This window comes from Variovorax sp. HW608 (genome assembly GCF_900090195.1).
GTDB lineage: Bacteria > Pseudomonadota > Gammaproteobacteria > Burkholderiales > Burkholderiaceae_C > Variovorax.
In genome coordinates this window covers 4,276,264-4,294,866 of record NZ_LT607803.1, presented here as the reverse complement: position 1 = coordinate 4,294,866, position 18,603 = coordinate 4,276,264, and the positions used below count along the sequence as shown (strand labels likewise).

The 18,603-nt window shown below is 64.3% G+C and carries 18 protein-coding genes; 2 read left to right on the top strand and 16 right to left on the bottom strand.

Features of this window, described 5'->3' with window-relative positions; all coding sequences use genetic code 11:
* Positions 1–7 precede the first annotated feature (7 nt).
* From VAR608DRAFT_RS20185 to VAR608DRAFT_RS20145, 9 genes are all read right to left on the bottom strand, one after another.
* On the bottom strand, positions 8–412 hold the full coding sequence (locus VAR608DRAFT_RS20185; RefSeq protein WP_088955677.1) for a hypothetical protein: 405 nt from the start codon (positions 410–412) through the stop codon (positions 8–10).
* A 36-nt stretch (positions 413–448) separates the two neighbouring features.
* Positions 449–1,285, bottom strand: coding sequence for an SDR family oxidoreductase (locus VAR608DRAFT_RS20180; RefSeq protein WP_088955676.1), 837 nt, complete (start codon positions 1,283–1,285; stop codon positions 449–451).
* A gap of 18 nt (positions 1,286–1,303) precedes the next feature.
* Positions 1,304–2,170 (bottom strand): SDR family NAD(P)-dependent oxidoreductase, encoded by an 867-nt coding sequence (locus VAR608DRAFT_RS20175; RefSeq protein WP_088955675.1) that lies wholly within the window; start codon positions 2,168–2,170, stop codon positions 1,304–1,306.
* Between the two features lie 3 nt (positions 2,171–2,173).
* Entirely contained in the window at positions 2,174–3,373 is a 1,200-nt protein-coding gene (locus VAR608DRAFT_RS20170; RefSeq protein WP_088955674.1) for a cytochrome P450, read from the bottom strand.
* A 31-nt stretch (positions 3,374–3,404) separates the two neighbouring features.
* A complete protein-coding gene (locus VAR608DRAFT_RS20165) occupies positions 3,405–4,922 on the bottom strand; it encodes an aldehyde dehydrogenase (RefSeq protein ID WP_088955673.1) in 1,518 nt (505 codons plus the stop codon).
* On the bottom strand, positions 4,919–6,196 hold the full coding sequence (locus tag VAR608DRAFT_RS20160) for an NAD(P)/FAD-dependent oxidoreductase (protein WP_197700396.1): 1,278 nt from the start codon (positions 6,194–6,196) through the stop codon (positions 4,919–4,921). Before VAR608DRAFT_RS20160 ends, VAR608DRAFT_RS20165 begins: the two co-directional genes overlap by 4 nt.
* Positions 6,197–6,228: 32 nt before the next feature.
* Entirely contained in the window at positions 6,229–6,552 is a 324-nt protein-coding gene (locus VAR608DRAFT_RS20155; RefSeq protein ID WP_088955671.1) for a 2Fe-2S iron-sulfur cluster-binding protein, read from the bottom strand.
* A 159-nt stretch (positions 6,553–6,711) separates the two neighbouring features.
* A complete protein-coding gene (locus VAR608DRAFT_RS20150) occupies positions 6,712–7,908 on the bottom strand; it encodes a PrpF domain-containing protein (protein WP_088955670.1) in 1,197 nt (398 codons plus the stop codon).
* Between the two features lie 8 nt (positions 7,909–7,916).
* Complete coding sequence (locus VAR608DRAFT_RS20145; RefSeq protein ID WP_088955669.1) at positions 7,917–8,891, bottom strand: Bug family tripartite tricarboxylate transporter substrate binding protein; 975 nt, start codon at positions 8,889–8,891, stop codon at positions 7,917–7,919.
* Between the two features lie 128 nt (positions 8,892–9,019).
* On the opposite strand from VAR608DRAFT_RS20145, the gene VAR608DRAFT_RS20140 reads away from it, so the two are divergent.
* Positions 9,020–9,958, top strand: coding sequence for a LysR family transcriptional regulator (locus tag VAR608DRAFT_RS20140; protein WP_088955668.1), 939 nt, complete (start codon positions 9,020–9,022; stop codon positions 9,956–9,958).
* An 11-nt stretch (positions 9,959–9,969) separates the two neighbouring features.
* On the opposite strand, the gene VAR608DRAFT_RS20135 is transcribed toward VAR608DRAFT_RS20140, so the two are convergent.
* From VAR608DRAFT_RS20135 to VAR608DRAFT_RS20105, 7 genes are all read right to left on the bottom strand, one after another.
* The gene (locus VAR608DRAFT_RS20135; protein WP_157731062.1) at positions 9,970–11,106 is read right to left on the bottom strand and encodes a CaiB/BaiF CoA transferase family protein; all 1,137 of its coding nucleotides are present in this window, start codon (positions 11,104–11,106) and stop codon (positions 9,970–9,972) included.
* Complete coding sequence (locus tag VAR608DRAFT_RS20130) at positions 11,103–12,209, bottom strand: CoA transferase (protein ID WP_088955666.1); 1,107 nt, start codon at positions 12,207–12,209, stop codon at positions 11,103–11,105. The genes VAR608DRAFT_RS20135 and VAR608DRAFT_RS20130 overlap by 4 nt, the downstream gene beginning before the upstream one ends.
* Positions 12,206–12,970 (bottom strand): enoyl-CoA hydratase/isomerase family protein, encoded by a 765-nt coding sequence (locus VAR608DRAFT_RS20125; protein WP_088955665.1) that lies wholly within the window; start codon positions 12,968–12,970, stop codon positions 12,206–12,208. Before VAR608DRAFT_RS20125 ends, VAR608DRAFT_RS20130 begins: the two co-directional genes overlap by 4 nt.
* A complete protein-coding gene (locus VAR608DRAFT_RS20120; RefSeq protein WP_088955664.1) occupies positions 12,967–13,401 on the bottom strand; it encodes a Zn-ribbon domain-containing OB-fold protein in 435 nt (144 codons plus the stop codon). Before VAR608DRAFT_RS20120 ends, VAR608DRAFT_RS20125 begins: the two co-directional genes overlap by 4 nt.
* 4 nt (positions 13,402–13,405) lie before the next feature.
* Complete coding sequence (locus VAR608DRAFT_RS20115; RefSeq protein ID WP_088955663.1) at positions 13,406–14,521, bottom strand: thiolase family protein; 1,116 nt, start codon at positions 14,519–14,521, stop codon at positions 13,406–13,408.
* Between the two features lie 440 nt (positions 14,522–14,961).
* Entirely contained in the window at positions 14,962–16,455 is a 1,494-nt protein-coding gene (locus tag VAR608DRAFT_RS20110) for an NAD-dependent succinate-semialdehyde dehydrogenase (protein WP_088955662.1), read from the bottom strand.
* Between the two features lie 266 nt (positions 16,456–16,721).
* A complete protein-coding gene (locus VAR608DRAFT_RS20105; protein WP_157731061.1) occupies positions 16,722–17,120 on the bottom strand; it encodes a transposase in 399 nt (132 codons plus the stop codon).
* Between the two features lie 164 nt (positions 17,121–17,284).
* On the opposite strand from VAR608DRAFT_RS20105, the gene VAR608DRAFT_RS20100 reads away from it, so the two are divergent.
* Positions 17,285–18,550: an MFS transporter gene (locus tag VAR608DRAFT_RS20100; protein WP_088955660.1), complete on the top strand. Its 1,266-nt coding sequence runs from the start codon at positions 17,285–17,287 to the stop codon at positions 18,548–18,550.
* The last annotated feature ends 53 nt before the right edge of the window (positions 18,551–18,603 follow it).

Below are 18,603 nucleotides of genomic sequence, written 5' to 3'. Positions count from 1 at the left end.
CAGCCGATCAACGTCCGTAGACCTTCCCAAACAGCTCCCAGTAGGTGCCGGTGAAGCGCATCATCTTCATGCGTTCGAGCGGAAAGTAGTCATCGGCGCTTGTCTTCACGTTGATGCCCGGCAGCAACATGGGCAGGGTGACATCAAGGTTAGCCGCGTGCTTCATGATGTTCTCATGCGTCAGGTCGTCGCCTGTTTGGCGAATCACCTGCACCGTGGCCTGGACGAAGTACGCCTTCATCGCCTTCGGACCGGAGCTTGCATTGGAGAGCGCCCCGGAATATGGAGCGGTGTTGCCAATCCTGATCTCTGTGTCCGACGCGCCGGCGTCGTACTTTTTCTGCGCGAAAGTCGTCGTATAGGCGGCCAGCGCCAAGACCGCGGCCCACGCCGCGAATCTGAACATGATCATTTTGTCTCCTCGTTAATTGGGAATGTTCGCGCTCGCCTAGACGTCTACGTCGGTGGACAGCGCGATCGCCTTCTGCTCCTCGAGCGCAGTCAGGCGCGCGAACAAGGCCGAATGCAGGGCTTCGTAGGCATCGCTGCCCAGGGCTAGGCGGCGCGGCGCCTGTGGTTGGTCGGCACAGGCGATCATGGCCTTCGCAATCTTCTGCGGGTCTCCGCGGAAGGCCTGCAACCCGGCGGCGGCCATGCGACGCCGCATCGCGCCCACGGTCGACTCTTCATAGGCGGGCAGCGGTTGCGCGCGCTCGGCGCTCGATCCCGCCCAATCCGTGCGCGCGCCGCCCGGCTCCACCAGCGTAGCCTGGATGCCGAAGGCCGCGACCTCGGGAATGAGCGCTTCGATGAAGCCTTCGATGCCCCACTTGCTCGCGTGGTACACGCTCAGACTGGGATAGGCCACCTGCCCTCCCACGCTGGATACCTGCAAGATGCGCCCACCGCCTTGCGCCCGCAGGTGCGGCAACACCGCCCGCACCAACCGCATCGAGCCCAGCAGGTTCACGTCGAGCTGGCGGAGCAGCTGCTCGTCGCTCACCTCCTCGGCCGCGCCAAAGAGCCCGTAGCCCGCGTTGCTCACGACCACGTCGATGCGGCCAAGGTCGGCGAAGGCTTTGTCGACAACGAATCCGATCGCCGCGTTGTCAGTAATGTCGAGTTCGCTGCGCCAGAGGCGATCGCCGAATCGCACTGCAAGCTCACCGAGCGCGCTGAGCTTGCGCGTGGTGGCAGCCACCCGGTCACCCCGGGCGAGGAGCTGTTCCGCCAGCGCGCGCCCGAAGCCGCCGCTGGTTCCGGTAATGAGCCAGGTCTTGTTCATTTGCTTGTCCGTTCAAGATCAGGGATTGCCGTGCATGAAGGGGCAGCGGCCCTTAGTTTCCGTCGCTGTGTTCTCGTGTTCAGGGTGGCCTGCGAGCAGAGGAAGACGCTGGACCTCCGCCATCAACTGACGGGCGTGAGCCATCGCGAACTCCCGACTTGCGGGATTCGTCGCGATGATCAGATGCCCGGCTGCGAGGCCGTCGAACGCTTTGGCAGCGACCTCCGCGGAATCCTGCGCATAGGGCTCGATCCGCGCGGCAGCCTCGACGGACGAACCGATTAAGGCCGCGACGCGCTCGGTGCGCACCCACCCTGGAGTCAGCAACGACACCTTGATGCCGAGTGGAGCGAGATCCCGCGCCGCTGTTTCTGTCAGCCCCAGGGCCGCGAACTTGCTGGCCGTATACACACTCATCGGTCCGACATGAGGCGGCACTCCCAGCGAGTGCTCGGACCCGGTGTTCAGGATGAACGCTGGGCGGCCGGCACTGGCGGCCGCCTGCAGTTGCGATGTAAAGGCATGGATGCCATGGAAGAGTCCCAACACGTTGAGGTCGAGCACCTGGCGGGCCATAGCGGGATCGGTCGCATGCAATGCGCCTGGAACACCCCGACCGGCGTTGTTGCACAGTACGTTGACGCCGCCGAATCGCTTCACGACATACGCCGCAAGGTTGGCAACGTCCGAGTACTGCGTCATGTCGCAACGCCGCCACTCGGCCCGGCCGCCGCTGATGGTGATTGCATCCACCGTGGGCTGGGCGTCCTGCACGTCGCCAATGAGAACGGCCGCTCCGCGGGCCGCTGCTTCGATCGCAAGTGCGCGACCGATGCCGGCAGCCCCTCCGGTGACGACGACGACCGCGTTGTCCAGCGTCTTCATGGCTCAGGCAACCGCCAGCGGCAGCGACAGCAGTTGGTTGATCATCGTATTGCGGCCACGGCGCGGCTCGCCGTCCGGCCGCAGGCGGATACCGCGGCGATGCATCTCCTCGAACAGGATGCGCAGCTCCAGCTTGGCGAGAGGCGCGCCCAGGCATGCATGGCAACCGCCGCCGAAGGCCATGTGGTTCTTCCGCGAGCGTGACGGATTGAAGCGATGCGGCTCCTCGAAGATCTCGGGGTCACGATTGGCCGAGACAAAGTACAGCTGCATTACGTCCCCTTCGCGGATCTTCGTGCCGGCGAACTCCAGATCCCGCGTAGCGACGCGCGCCATGTTCATGGCCGGCGTGATGTAGCGTAGGAACTCGTCCACGAGAGCGTCGAGCGTGCCGTTGGCAACTGCTTCGTCGGTCATCCGGGCGATCGCCTCGTCTTCCACGATCATGCGCATCGCTTGGGCCATGGCCGTGTGAGTCGTCTCGAAGCCGGCCAGTAGCAGCACGCTGGTGAAGGAACGGTACTCTGCCTCACTCAATTCGCCACGTTCCTGCGCCTGCGCAAGCGCGGTGGCCATGTCATCGACAGGCTCCCTCAGCTTCGCGGCTCGCAGTTCCCACATGTAGTCGCGGATTGGGTTATTCACCGCCCAGAAGGTCTTGCCGCCGTCCGGCACCTGCATGGCGGCGAAGATGTCGAACGTCCACTTTACGACCCGCAATTCCTCGTTGCGAGGCACGCCAATCACCCGCGCCATCACGCGCGATGGGATCAACGCCGCCACCTCCGGCACAAAATCGCCACCGCCCTTGGCGACGTAGGCATCCAACGCCTCGATCACGATCGGCCGCACCCAGCCGTCGAAATTCGCGACCACCCGGGGGCCGAAAGTCTTCGCCACCCCCCGGCGGAGTTCCCCGTGCTTGGGAGGGTCATTCCAGAGGATGTTCTCGGGGTTCTTCCCCGGAAGTGGAAAGTAGGGGCCATGGTTGGACGTGAACGTCGCGGGATCACTTTCCACCGCAGCGATGTCCTTGGCCCGCGTCACGGCCCAGAAGCCGCCGTTGAGCGTGCCGCGCTCAACCGGTTGCCAATAGAGGCCCGACATGGCACGAATGGCATCGAAGGCTTCGTGAGGCACGCCGGCCACGAAGGTTTCCTGGTTGGCCAGGTTGGGAATCTGTACGGCGGCTGCGGCGCTCATGCTGGTCTCCTTTGTCGCGATTCGCGGCCGCTCAACGGCGGCCGAAGGTTTGCCGGTTGCCCAAGTCGATCCAGATCGACTTGGTTTCGGTGTATTCGTCAAGCGCGTGCGGGCCGAGTTCACGGCCCAGACCGCTCTGCTTGAACCCGCCGAACGGCATCGTGTGGTGAACCATGCGGTAGGTATTGACCCACACCGTTCCGGCGCGCAGCCGGCGCGCCATGCGTTGGGCCAGGGCGGAGTCGCGCGTCCATACCGCTGCCGCAAGGCCGAAGTCGACGTCGTTAGCGAGCGCGACGGCCTCAGCTTCATCAGTGAAGCGGATCGCGGCCACGACCGGGCCGAAGATCTCCTCCTGGGCCAGACGCGACCGGTTGTCCACGTCGGCAAATACCGTGGGCCGCACAAAGAATCCCGCGCGGGTGGCCGACGCATGGTCGCGATAGCCACCGGCCAGGAGGCGCGCGCCTTCCGACTTGCCGATGTCGATGTACTCCAGTACTTTGCCCAGTTGCGCACGACACGCCAGCGGGCCAACCTCCGTCGTCGGATCCAGCGGATCGCCGAGACGCAGGGTCTCCGCTGCGGCAGCTAGCCGGCGCGTGAATTCGTCATAGATGCTGTCCTCGACCAGCAGCCGCGAGCCACCCATGCAGGTCTGGCCGGTGGCCGCAAAGATGCCGGCCATCGCGCCATGCACGGCGTTGTCGATGTCCGCGTCCTTGAAGACGATGTTGGGCGACTTCCCACCGAGCTCGAGCGTCACGCGACCGATGCGGTCAGCAGCGGACTTCAGCATGGCGCGGCCGCCCTGCGTGGACCCGGTGAAAGCGATCTTGTCCACACCCGGATGAGCTACGAGCGGAGCGCCCGCGGTCTGGCCATAGCCGGTAAGCACGTTCACTACCCCCGGCGGAAAGCCAGCTTGCATGCAGAGCTCCGCCAGGCGCAGCGTGGAGGTCGGCGTCACTTCCGACGGTTTGATCACAAGCGTGCAACCGGCGCCCAGTGCCGGGAACAGCTTCCAGGCGAGCAGCCCGAGCGGCGTGTTCCACGGCGTGACGGCCGCCACGACGCCGAGCGGCTCGCGCACGGTGCTCGTGCTCATGTTCGGGAAGCCGGTTTCGATGGTCTCGCCGTGCAGGTTCTCCACCAAGCCGGCGACGTAGCGTGCGTGCGCGCCGAGCATGAACGTGCCACGGCTCATCTCACCGATTAGCTTGCCGTTCTCCTGAATCTGGATCCTCGCGAGTTCGTCAGCGTGCTGCTCGATGAGATCTCCCAATCGACGCAGCAACGCGGCGCGTTGCGCCGGTGGCGTCTGAGGCCAGCCGCCACTGTCGAATGCACGGCGTGCAGCTCTCACGGCACGGTCCACGTCCTCCGCCCCCGCTGAGGGAATGCGGCCCCATTCGCGGTCCTCGTAGGGATCGACGCAGCGGAACGTTTCACCGCTTTGCGCAGTGACCCATTCGCCATCGATCAGCATCCGGTAGTCGCGATCCGAGCTGGCGTCGAATCGAGTAGAAACATGGGAAAGGTTGCTCATACAGGTACTTGAATGGGTGAAGGGGTGGAGGGGTTTTGCCACGCGGCGCACGCCCCATTGGCTCCGCTCGCCAGGTAGTTCAGCGGCACTGAGATGTCGGCCAGCATCGAGGCCGCAACGCTCGCTTCGCTGCCGACGAGCTTGCGCGCAGCAGCAAAGTCCCGCGGACTGGACACGACGTCGGCTGCAACCGGGACGCCTGCCTTCAGGTACCAGACGCTGAAGCGGCTGTCGGCCTGCGGGTCTCCGCGCACCACGCGCTCGCAATCGGGCGTGTAGATGCCCACGCTTTGCAGCCGCGCGTCGTACTGGTTCGACCAGAACCATGGGGCCGCGCGAACAGGAAGCGGCCTTCCGGTGAGCGCGGCCGCGGCGATGCGCGCCTGCTGCAAGGCGTTGTCCACCGACTCGATACGGCGCAGCGCCCGATCCGGTCCGCAGTGCTGCCGTGCGCAATCTCCGATGGCGAGGATGCAGGGGTCGCTGGAGCGGCAGGCCGCATCCACGAGAACACCCTCGGCCACCTCGAGCCCGGCCGCTTCCGCCAGTTCCGTTCGTGGCTGCTGGCCGATTCCCACCAGCAGGGCGTCGCACGCAACACGCTCTCCGCCCGCGAGGACGACCGCCGTCACGCGCCCGTCCGCTGCGAACTCGAATGAGGAAATCTGCACCGCCAGCCGGACATCGACGCCGCGCGATTCGTGCAGGCGCCGATAGAAGTCCGAAACCGGCTCCGATGTGACCCGCGCCAGCAACCGCGGCTGCGCTTCGAGCACGGTCACTTGCAACCCGAGCTGGCGGGCGGCCGCTGCGGCTTCGAGCCCGATGTAACCGCCGCCCACGATCACCAGCTTCGAGCTCGTGCGCAGGCTCTCCTTGAGCGCAGTGGCGTGCGGCAGTGTCTTGAGGTAGTGGACGTTCAGTGCACACTCGATGTCGTTACCGACAAGGCGCCGTGGCTGGCCACCGGTCGCGAGGATGACGGCGTCGTAGGGAAGCTCGAGCCCATGATGCAGGCGGACGCGCCTGCTCTCTCGGCCAATAGATTCAACCGAGCCCGACAGAAGTTCGATGCGCTGCTCGGCATACATGTTGGCCGGCCGGAAGGCCAAGTCGGCTTCGGTTGCCCCGCCCAGAAGGTAGGCCTTCGAGAGCGGCGGCCGTGCATAGGGCACGCCCGCCTCATCGTTCACCAGCGTGACGGACCCGGTGTAGCCACAGGCGCGCAGTTCCATCGCGACCTCGGCGCCGGCCTGGCCCGCGCCGATGATCACGATAGCGCCGTACTCGCGGGCTTCAGCGGTACTCATTTCTGCGAACGCGGCACGTGGACGACGAGACCTTCGAGGGCCGGCGTGAGACGCACTTGGCACGCGAGGCGGCTGCACACCGTTGGCATCTCTGCCGTGCAGTCGAGCATCTCTTCCTCGACGGCGGAGCGGGCGGGCAATGCCGCAAGCCATTGCTCATCTACCATCACGTGGCACGTGGCGCACGAGAGCTCGCCGCCACAGTCAGCGACGATGCCGGGAACGCCGTGGCGACGCGCAACCTGCATCACGGATTCATTCTCGAGGCCTTGCACGGTCTGGCGCTCGCCGGTGGCCTGAACAAAGGTCACGGCGGTCATGCAGGCCGTCCTGCGCGCTTGGCGATGTGCTGGAAATTCATGGATCTGTCTCCTGCCGATTCAATCGTTGAATGACAGGGATGCTGCCGCCCTCAGGCGACAGCGTCCAATAGAAAGATGCGAGGTCTCAGATACAGGTTCGGTATGGCGCGCGCCGGCTCAGCGCGCAGCCGATTCCGAGAGCCATGGCAGACGGTCCACAGCGGTGTAGACCCGCCCATCTGCGATCCGGCGGGCAGTTCGCACGAACGCCGCACAACGTACGACGGGATTGACGCCAGCCTGGTTTTCGATGGCAGCGGCGACATCGAGCACGCCACATGGGTGCCCGATCCGGATCGTGCCCGTGGCGTGCACATCCGTGCTGACAAGCTCATGCGCCACGCTTCCCTCCAGCATGGAAGCAACGCCTAGGCAGGCGCTTCCTGTACCCGGATATGCCTTGTGCACGTTACCGCCCCGCGCGTAGAGACGTGCGCCGATGTCACACTCATGGGCCTCGTGCCGTTCGCCCGTCGCATGGTCGTGCCAGGACCGCGGCGCGCTGACGATCGCCAGCCAAGGCGTGGAAGGCGGATTGCGGATGGCCGACTCCATGTCCTTCGCGATGCCGGAGAGCAGAGCAGCTTCCAGCCGTATGCGCTCGCACAACTGCATCAGTTCGCGGTTCGCCTGCATCGCCAGCGGGTCTTCGGTCCCCGCCACGCCAAGGTCCTCGGCCCGCACATAGCAGACCAGGTTTGCGAGATCAACGATGGAGACCTCGAGCTTCCTGCCATCTACGACCAGCCGATCGCGTATGCGCCCGGTCGGAAGCAAACGCCCCGTCGCACCTCCCGCCAGCTCCCTGAAATCCAACCGCACGGGCGCACCGGTGCCGGGCACGCCATCGATGCGCTGGGACCCTAGCACGCGGGCCTTGCCGTCCTCACCCACTTCCACTTCGGCGTGAATGATCTGGCCCAAGTTGGTGGCGTGGATGCGCACCGAAGTGATGGGCGCGCGGGGCGCCACCAGTCCTTCATCTATGGAGAACGGGCCTATGGCCGCAGAGATGTTGCCGCAGTTGATGTCCTGGATGACGGTGGCTCGCTCGGGAACAACCTGCAGGAAGGTGTAATCCACGTCCGCATCGGGCCTCGTGGCGGGGCCTACGATTGCGAACTTGCTGGTCAGCGGATCGGCGCCGCCGAGGCCGTCGATCTGACGGCGATCGGGGGACCCCATCACAGCCAGCACCCAAGCGTCCAAGTCCGAAGCGCTTCGCATCGGTGGCAGGTCCGAACGCTTCACGATAGCGGCCTTGCTGGTGCCGCCCCTGTAGTAGGCATATGCGGTTGCAAACTGTTCCATCATGACCTCCCTCACTCCATGCGCAGCTTGTTCTTGGCAATCAGCGCCTGCCAGCGACGACCCTCGCGAGCGAGTTGTTCCGCATAGTCTTGCGGGGTGTGTTGCGACGCGATCTCTACTCCGGAGATCGCCATCCGCGCGCGCAAGGCATCGTCCGCCCACACCTTCGCCAACGCGGCGTGCAGTTTCTGGATGACATCGGGCGCAACGCCACTGGGTACTGCGAGCCCGACGTGCATGTCTGCATCGAACGCAGGGAACCCTGCTTCGGCAAACGTGGGGACATCGGGCACCGCAGCAATTCGCTTGTCGTTGGCGATTGCCAGGACCCGGAGTTCACCGGACCGAACGTGAGGCAGATAGGTATTGAGCGCGGCAAACGCCACTTCCGTGTCGCGGCGCACGAGCGAAGTTGTCATCGGCGCGCCGCCGGGGTACGGTATGTGCACCATCTGCACATCGTTCTGGGCCATGAACATTTCGGCAGCCAGGTGATAGCCCGTGCCGGCGCCGGCAGACGCGTAGTTCACGGCGCCGGGGTGGGCTCGCAGGTAGCTCACCAGCTCACGCACGGTACGCACCGGCAATTTGGCGTTCACGATGAGGCCAAGTGGGAATCGGGCCAGCACACCGACGGGTGCGAGGTCTTTGCGCGGGTCGTAGCTGAGGTCCTTGCGCAGCAGGGCCGCGGTCGCCATGTTGAACTCAGTGCTCATGAGCATCGTGTAGCCATCTGGCGGCGCGTGCGCGACCACATTGGCAGCGAGCGTCGAGGCGCCTCCGGGACGGTTCTCCATCACCAACGGCTGGCCCAAGCTTCGGGCCATGATCTCGCCGGCACTGCGACCAACGTAGTCCGCGATGCCGCCCGCGGACGTGGGTATCACGAGCTTGATCGGACGGCTGGGGTAGGACTGTGCCCGCGCGACATGCGCCAGCACCGAGCCACCCAACATAACGAGAGCTGTGCGTCGATTCATCATCATCTTTGTCTCCTGATCAATATTCAATGTTCCCGGGTGGCGCCGCAAGTTGCGCAGGCTCCTAGCTCGACACTCCGTTGCTTAGAATCCAATGACGAGCGCGGCGGAGTTACGCGACGAGGAGACCCGAGGTGGACATCAAGCAGCTGCGCGCATTTCTGGCCATCGCCGATACCGGCAGCATCACCCGTGCCTCTGAAACCTTGCACTTGGTGCAGCCCGCGCTGTCGCGCCAGCTGCGCATGCTCGAGGAAGAACTGGGCACTACGCTGTTTGAACGCACCGCACGCGGCATGGACCTCACAGATGCAGGTGCGCGCCTGATCGACCGGGCGCGGCGCGCGCTGCGCGAAATCGATGGCGCACGCACAGACATCCTGGCCGCCAACCCGGGCGCGGTGCGTGGCCCGGTGGAACTGGGCCTTCTGACGAGCCACAGCGAGCTCGTCGCCGCTCCGCTGGTAGCCGCGCTTCGGGCCAGCCACCCGGATCTGCTGCTGCGAATCTTCACGGGGTATTCGGACCGCTTGCGCGAGTGGCTGGAGTCGGGTGATGTCGGCTTGGCCATGTTGACCGACTACAAGCAGTCGAGCCAGTTGGACATGCAGCCGCTGTTCGCGGAGCAGCTGTGCCTGGTAGGCGGCCCGGCTTTGGAAGACCATGGATGCGAGCCGATCGGGTTGCAGCGCCTGGTAAGCCTGCCCCTGATCCTGCCGACCTTCTACCGGGGGCTGCGCCTGATCCTCGACCACGCCAGCGAGGCCCAGGGCGTCAAGCTCAATGTCGTCGCCGAGACCAACGACACGCGAGTGCAGAAGGAGCTGGTGCGACTGAACCTCGGCTATGCAGTCCTGCCCATCAGTATCGTGGCCCCGGAGATGGCCGGCGGGCAGGTGCGGTTCACGCCGATCGCCGGCGAGGAGCTCCAGCGCCGCACCGGCATCGCCGTGTCGATGATGCGCCGCAACTCCCTGGCGGTTCGCGCCGTGGCCAACGAGCTGAATAAGCTCACCCGGGCCCTGATCCGGGAGGGCCGTTGGGTGGGGGCCACCTGGCTCGGCGAAGACTGACGCGAAGAGGGTCAGGCGTCCGCGCATTCGATCACGCCATCCTTGCGCAAGGCCGCGATCTCCTGCGGCGTGTAACCGCCGACCTCCTGCAAGACCTGCGCGGTGTCCTGCCCTATCGACGGCGCTGGCTGCATTAACCTCATCGGCTCCTCCTCGAACTGGAAAGGGAAACCCTTGGCCAGCGAGCCATCCGGCAGCATCCCGATGGCCTCCCGCCAGGCGATGCCCCGTCTCTGAGCGACTGCGCGCCCGTCGCCAACGGGCGCAGCAGCGATACCCAGTGCAGCCAATGCCTCTACGGCCTCCTCGGCCGTGCGGGTTGCGATCCACCGCGCCAAGCGATCCTGCATCAGGCCTACGGCTGAATCAGCGACCAATGCAGCCAGCGACGAAAGTTGTCTTTGCTCCACACTGACGGCAATCCATGCATGGTCCCGGGCCGCATAGCAATCCTGCAGCGCATAGAGCGGATCCACATTGCCCCGGGGCTGGCCCGAAGCCCCCTGCACGAACCGCTCGCCGAGCAGGAAGCTGGTCAACTCGCGCTGTGAAAGGTCCAGGTGTACTCCCTGGCCGCCCTGGGCTGCAGGCCAGGCTGTGGCCACCATGCCCGCGGCAAAGATCGCGACGACTTGGTCGGGATAGTTCAAGTCGCGACCACTCACAGTAGGGGTCCCGCCGTCATAGCCCGTTTCCGCGGCAAGGCCGGACATCGCTTCGAGCGTGGTGCCGAACGACACCCGCTCGGCGTCCGGGCCGAATTCACCATGGCTGGACAGCGAGGCCAGGATGATGGAGGGGCGCACCTCGCGTAGCTGCGGGTAGTCGATGCCGAGCTTGGCCAGCACGCCACGCCGGAAGTTCTCCACGACCACGTCAGACCGAGCCACCAGACGCATGAACACCGCCCTGCCCTCAGGCCGTTTGATGTCGATGCCGATTCCCTGCTTGTTGCGATTGGTGAAGCGGAAGAACGGCGAATCGCCGGCGCCCCCCGGCCCGCTCCAGCGCCGGAACGGATCGTGATAACCCGGCGATTCCACCTTGATCACCTGGGCGCCGAGGTCAGCCAGCATGGCCGAGGTCGCCGCGCCGGCGGTAATGATGCCCAGATCCAGCACCCTGCATCCCGCGAGAGGACCGTTCATGCCCACGCCTCCTCTTCCTGCACGTTACGCGCCGGAATCCGACCGGGCGCGAACAGCTCTCCTCCCCAGAGGACCGGAAGACGTGGCATGGACACGTTGCCCGCATCCGAAGCGACGGAATGCACAAACCCACGCGCCTTGTAGTGCGGATCCTCCGCCAGCTCGCCGGCGCTTTGCACAACGCCCAGGGGCAGCCGGTGCCGCACGGCGAGCGCATTCACCTCGGCGCGTGTCGAGTTGGTCAGCGAAGCTTCGAACAGCGCCGAGAGTTCGGCCGCGTGGGCGGCGCGACCTGCGGGCGTGCTGAACCGAGGTTCCTGCAGGCGCGGATCACCTAGCATGTCGCGCAGCGTCTCCCACTCGTGCGGTTGGTAGACCACGGCCACCCAGCCGTCTGCGCATCGCACGACCGGCCAGCTCATAGCTTGGCCCGACCGCGTGGCGGGCATCTCGCCAATTGAAACCGTCGCCAGGTTCTTCCAGTTCAGCCACAAGGCTGTCTCCAACAGGCTCACCCGGACGGGTGCGGGTACCGGCCCCCGGCGGCAGAAGGCCGCCACCATGCCGGTGTATGCGGCAAGCCCGGCCGAGTATGCAACCTGGTGACCGGCAAGCCGCACGGGCTCGCGCCCATCGTCGCCGACCAAGTCCAGCAAGCCGCTCTCCGCCTCGACGGTAAATTCGCTGGCCGGCCGATCGTGGGCATGCTGGAGGGGCAACATGCTCATCTGAACGATTGCCCGCGGAGCATCTGCAATCAGACCCCGGCCGAGCGCATCGGCCGCGGCATCGCGCAGCCAGCCATCCCCCAGCAAGGCATTCGCGCTGCCCGCCAGTTCACGCGCCAGCGCTGTGGCGGCGTCGCCGGCTACGCCCGTCACGATGTTCTTGCCGGCGCCGAGAAACGCATGGAGCGCAGAAGCCTCTTCAACCGCGGCGCTCGAGTCGGGCAGCGCGGACTCGCCGGCAGGCTGCAGGCAAATGACCCGTGCCCCAAGGTCGGCAGCGATTCGTCCCGCGAAAGCCACCGCCAGCCGCACACCCCAACTGCTCCGTGCAGAGACGGCCTCGAGCACGACGCGGCCTTGAAGCGGCCGCGTCATGCTTTTTCCTTGAAGGCTGCGATGCCTTCCGCCTGCGCCGTCGTGCGCGCCCTGATCCCCACATTGAGGCCCATCGCGTAGTCGAAGGCCGGCTCCAACTCGGCGATGCGCCTCGGGACCATCTCGAGCGCACGCTTGCTCTCGGACAGCGCGACGGCGTCGTGCCGGGCAATCCGCTTCGCCAGCGCATCGGTGGCGCTCTCGAGTTCGGCCAGCGGCACACTCTGGTTCACCAGTCCCCACTGGACGGCCGTGCGACCGTCGATGCGGTCAGCGGTCAACACCATCCAGGCCGCATGTTTCGCGGGCAGCACCATCTGCGTCGAGGGGCCCGCCATCGCGGGGTACATCCCGAAGCCGAGTTCGGGCATGCCGATCAGCGCTTCGTCTGCGGCAATCGCGAGGTCGCACACATTGATCAACGACACGCCGCCGCCCAGCGCGTAACCACCAACGGCAGCGATGAAGACAGCCGGATGGCGGCGGATTGCCAGCAATACGTCCACCCATTCGCGGGGCGCCAGCTCGCGTTCGCGCTGGCTGGCTGATGCGACCTCCTTCAGGTCTACGCCGCTGCAGAAGCTGCCGTCCTGTCCCGCGATAACCAGGACCTTGTGTGCGCCGCGGGCTCGTTCGAGGCATTGCAGCAGTCCTTTGCGCGCCGCCCCGTTCATGGCATTGCGTTGGGCCGGCCGGTTCAGCCGGATCAGCCCGTAGTCGCCACGGTCTTCCAGTAGAACGGGTTCTTGCAGTGCGCTCATCGAGCATCCTCGCCCGCCGGCTCGAAGACCGGAATCGAAACCTGCTCGTTGGCATCACGGAATGCCACACGGACACGCTGGCCAATGCGGATGTCATCGTTCGCAATACCCACTAGGTTGGTGAAGATCAACGGGCCTTCATCCAGCTCGACCATTGCCACGTTGTACGGCAGCTCGTCCGCGAAGCCCGCGTAGTATTTCTGATGGAAGACGACCCACGACGCGACGGTGCCAAAACCGGAGAGCTCAGCCCATTCCCATTCCTTGGAGAGCGTGCGCGGCGCCACGGGCGAAGGCGGAAACCAGAACTCGCCGGTCGCTTTATCGCGCTGCATGAGCAGGCGATGCTCACGGCAGGCATTCCAGAAGGGCTTGCTCCATACGTCGATGACGGGAAGCGGCTTGCGGTAGGGGGTCAGCGTCTCGCTCATGGACTCAGTTCCTGAAGATGATGGAAGTTGCGCAGTTGGTCGCGCAGATGTACTGGAGGGCCTTGCAGTCCACGATTTGTCGTTCGCCAGCGGTGCCGCGTAGCTGGCGCACGGCCTCGGCAATCAGCGCCCAGCCTTGCATGTACGACTCCGACAGGTGGCCCCCGCTGGTGTTGGTGGGCCAACGGCCTCGCCCGAGTTCGAGCATGCCGTCACGCACGAATGCGCCGCCCTCGCCGCGCTCGCAGAAGCCCATGCCCTCCAGCGAGAACAGCACGGTTGGTGTGAAGTTGTCGTAGATCATCAGGCCGCTCAGGTCCTCGCGCGTAATCCCCGAGCGCGCATGGACCTCGCGGGAAACCTCCTGCAACGCCGGATGCCACAAGTCCGGATGGAAGGTGGAGCTGTTGTCGTAGGTGTCGCGGCGCGCAAAACCACTCACATACACCGGTTTCTTTCGCAGGTCGCGTGCCCGCTCGGCTGTGGTCATGATCCACGCCACGCCGCCATCGTTGATCAGGCAGTAGTCGTTCAGTCGCAGCGGGTCCGCAATGAACCGCCCCGCCTGGTGCTGCTCCACCGTCAGCGGCTCCCGCATCACCGCGTCGGGGTTGAGCATGGCGTGCTTGCGGAACGCCACCGCCACATGCGCCAGATCTTCGGAACGTGAGCCGTATCGATGCATATGGTGCCGCCACATCATCGCGTGAAGCGCACCGGGCGATGTCATGCCCCAGGGCGACCAAGTGTTGTCGCCCCCGCCATAGTTCATTCGCTGCGAGCGCCCGTTATTGCCATACACAAGAGCGACATAGTTGGCTTCGCCGCAGGCAAGCGCGTTGGCCGCCAGCTCGAGGGAAATCGAGGCGAAACGGCCATGCACGGGCGTCTGCATGGTGAAGCGCGGGTTGAGCCCCGCGACTTCGGCGAAGCGCTCGAACGACGGGATGCGGCTGACGATCAGCCCGTCGATCTGTTCCGGCCTCAGGCCGGCGTCCTCGGCGGCGCGCTGAAGCGCGTCCGCGCCCAGCCCATAAGCATCCGAATCGGGGAAGGATCCATAGGCCGTCGTTCCAACGCCGACGACGCAGGTCCTGTCGCGAAGCGACCAATCTGACATTCGATTCCTCTCAAGTTGAACGCCGGATGGCGTGCAATGGAATCGTCGATCAGGACCCCGCCGCAGTCCAATAGAAAGGCTTGAGGGTCCGCATAACCGAACGGAATAGGCCAGTCCGAGACCAGTAAAGGCGACAGACGAGCATGTCGTTGAACACCCAACTTCATGGCGTGCGGCGTCAGATCAGCGCTAGACGCGCCGCGGATGACCAACAACACAGGCGCAACAATACTGCCGAGCCGACCCGCGAAATTCGGGCTCTGGAACGCGCAGGCGCAAGGAAAGAAATCCGCCGCAGGAAATGCTCCACGGCTTCGTGAATGGCGCGAGTGACATCCACGTGGACCGCCCCACCCGCTTGGTTCCGCACCGGCGTTCCACCTGACGCCGCCGAGCGATTCACCTGGTCTGCGCCAACGCTCCAAGGCACCCGATCAGCATCAGGCAATACCGCCGAAACAGATGTACTTCGTCTCGATGTACTCTTCGATGCCGTACTTCGAGCCCTCACGGCCGATACCGGACTCCTTCACACCTCCGAACGGCGCGAGTTCGGTAGACATGCCGCCTTCGTTCACGCCCACCATGCCGACCTCTAGCGCCTCGGCAACGCGCCATGCGCGCCCAACATCCCGGCTGTAGAAGTAGCCAGCCAGGCCGTATGGCGTGTCATTGGCCTGGGCGACAACCTCGGATTCATGCTCGAAGCGCTGAAGCGGTGCCACAGGCCCGAATATCTCTTCATGGCACATGCGCATCTCGCCCGTGATGCGGGAAAGCACCGTGGGTTGGAAGAAAAGTCCGCCAAGTTCATGCGTGGTGCCGCCAGTTTCGACTTGGGCACCGCGAGCAATGGCGTCATCCACCAGTGCTTGGACCTTTTCCAGGGCCGCGCCATTGATGAGCGGGCCTTGCTGAATGCCTGGCGCGAGCGGATCGCCGGTCTTCATGCCGGCGACCGCCTGGCTCAGCATCCTGCAGAAGCGGTCATACACACCGGCCTGCACGAAAATGCGGTTGGCGCTGACGCAGGTCTGACCTGTGTTTCGGAACTTCACCGCAATCAGTCCAGCCAGTGCGGCATCCAAGTCGGCATCGTCAAACACGATAAAGGCCGCGTTCCCGCCCAGTTCCAAAGATACCTTCTTGACTGTTCCGGCGCACTGCGACATGAGCAGCTTGCCCACGCGCGTGGAGCCAGTGAAGGACAACTTGCGCACTGCCGGGTGGGTCGTGAAGACCTCGCCCACCGGGGCTGGCTTGGCCGTCGTCACGATGTTGAATACGCCGGCCGGTACGCCCGCCCGCAGCGCCAACTCACCCAGGGCCAAGGCCGACAGCGGTGTGTCCTCGGCGGGCTTGAGCACCACCGAGCAGCCCGCGGCCAGAGCGGGTCCGGCCTTGCGAGTAATCATGGCGCTGGGGAAGTTCCAGGGCGTGACCAGCGCGGCGACGCCTACGGCCTGCTTCACGACGACCAGGCGCCGGTCGCGAACGTGGGGCGGGATGACGTCACCGTACACGCGCTTGCCCTCTTCTGCGAACCACTCGACGAAGCCCGCGCCATAGACCACTTCGCCGATCGCCTCGGCCAGCGGCTTTCCCTGCTCGCTGGCCAGGATAATCCCGAGATCCTCGCGGTGCGCAAGGATCAGCTCGTACCAGCGGCGCAGGATGGCGGCGCGCTCCTTCGTGGTGAGGGCAGACCAGGCCGGCAGAGCCCGGTGCGCCGCTTCGACGGCCGCAGTGGCATCTTCGGCACCGGACGCGGGCACCCGTGCCAATTCCCCGCCGTTTGCAGGGTTGATCACCGGGAGCAGATCGCCGGAGGCTGCACCGCGCCACTCGCCGTCGATCAGATTGAGCTGTCGCAGCAGCGCCTTGTCGGCAAGTTGATCCGTGAGTGTCTGAAATTGAGATTGTTTGAGCGTCATGGCTCAAGGCATTCTCCGCAGCAGCCGTGAGCGCGCAATCGACGAATACTCACGTCGGACCAGACAATCTCACGCTTGCGCCATCTTTGTCGTTCACACAGGCGAACTAACGCAGTTACCGTTCAGGGTCTGCTCATTGCGATATCGCGGATGCGCTCGCGCACGGCGCTCCGGTCCCGTGCTTTGCTCTTGTCGTCCCACGGCGGGCGCTGCAGCGACGTCAGTTGCACGAAGCGCTGCGAGCTCACCTTGAAGCGCTACTGCATCTAGGGCTGCCAGCACGCGCCGCTTGGCAACGCTGATAGCTCCTTTCGTACGGCTCCCTGCAGGCACTGCTTGCCCAGCGTCTGGTCGGCAACGACGCGCCCTTGCACAGTTCGCGCATGCTGAGGTCCGCATACTTCTTCGTCCGGCGTATAGAACGTCCCCTCCCAGATGCCGATCTGCCGGCACATATCCACCACAGGTGTGCCGCTGTCGGCCAGCCGCAGCGCGTAGGTGATCTGCTCCTCGGCGAATCTAGACCTCTTCATCACTCCTGCCCTGCCTCTCCTGACGCACTGCGAGGCGACCATTTGTCTAGTTTTGATCTGCATGACGTCACCACCGACACAATGCCTCGCGGCGAGAAAATGCCCAAAAACCTTCGTGACAGTGACTGTCATGACGACACCCGTTGACAGATTGTTGAGGTTCAGATTAGATTGAGCTGTGTCGGCGAAAACTCCTGCCCGACGCTACCGCAGCCACGCCTCGCTTACCCAGACACCGTCGTCCGGATACTGAAGCACTTTCAACTTGACCAAAGAAGAAGAGACGGAGACACGCCATGACATCTACGCACGATCTTTCTCCCCTTGAACGGATCGCATGCGCGAAACGCCTCAGGTCCACCATTGGTGCGGCCTTGATGATGTTCGCTTTTGCCGGCACATTGACCAGCATCGGGCTGTTGATTCCGTCGGGAACAGCCCGCTTCCATGTGCCGGTGTCTGCCTATCTGTTGCAGTACACCATTCTTGGCATCGTAGGTGCGCTGATGATGCCGCTGATCGGGCGGGTCGTCAGGCGCTTCGGGATCCGGTTGCCGGTATTTGTGGCCTCCATCTGGTCGTTTATCTGGATTGTTGCGCTTTCGTTCACCACTGAACTCTGGCAGTTCTACCTCTTCACGGTACTCTGGAGCCTTCTGTGGTCCTTCGCCACCGTTGTGCCCGTGACCTTCCTCGTCAACAGCTGGCACCAGCATTCCCGGCGCGGGCTAGTGTTTGGGCTGGTGATGGCCGGAGGCGCAGCAGGCTCGATCGTTTGGGGACTCGCTATGCCGGCAATCGTCAAAGTCGTCGGCTGGGAGGGTGCGGTGCGGGCTGTTGCATGTATCGTCTTTCTCTGCATGACCATCCCGGCGATTGCGCTCATTAAGGATCCTCCTAAGGTGGCTGCTGAGGCCGCCAGCAAGGTCGCACCCCGTGTCCGGCGCCACCTGACCCCCGTCGCCCTGATTGTCCTTGGAGCTGGGCTACTTTCCGTTGAGGCTGGCCTTACTCAAGTAATTACACCGATCGTGATATCTAAAGGTCTCGACTTTTCGACCGCCGGCCTCCTGGTGTCGTATTACGCCGTCTTTCAAATGGTGTTGAAGCCTCTTGGCGGTGTCATTTTTGACAAGTTTGGATTGACCGCTGCAGCCGGAATGATGATCGTTTGCTATGTCTTTGGATTCGGTGCCCTGACATTTGTCACTAAGGTAAGCGGATTTTTAATCGTTCTCCCGTTTGCAGCGATGGCCCTGACCAGCCACCTGGTGCTACTTCCCCTGTTCGTTAGTAGCAGCGTTAGCCCGGAACGCTTCCAGAATATCTATGGAATTCTCATGATGGTGTACTACCTTGGTGCCTCGCTGGCGGCGCCGCTATGGGGACTGGGTTTCGACATCACAGGTTCGTACGATGTCCCCCTCCTCGTTGCCCTTCTCGCCGGCGTCGTGGCAGTATTACTTTTGCTCTCCGGTGTCAGACTTGCTTCGCGCCCAGCTGCGCGTAACACTATCCACGTCGACGAAGCAGGGCTAGGACTCAGGCGCGAGTCTAGGTAGTTCTCGCCTCACTTATTACGACCAGAGCCCACTTCTATTGAAGCTGAGTTGCG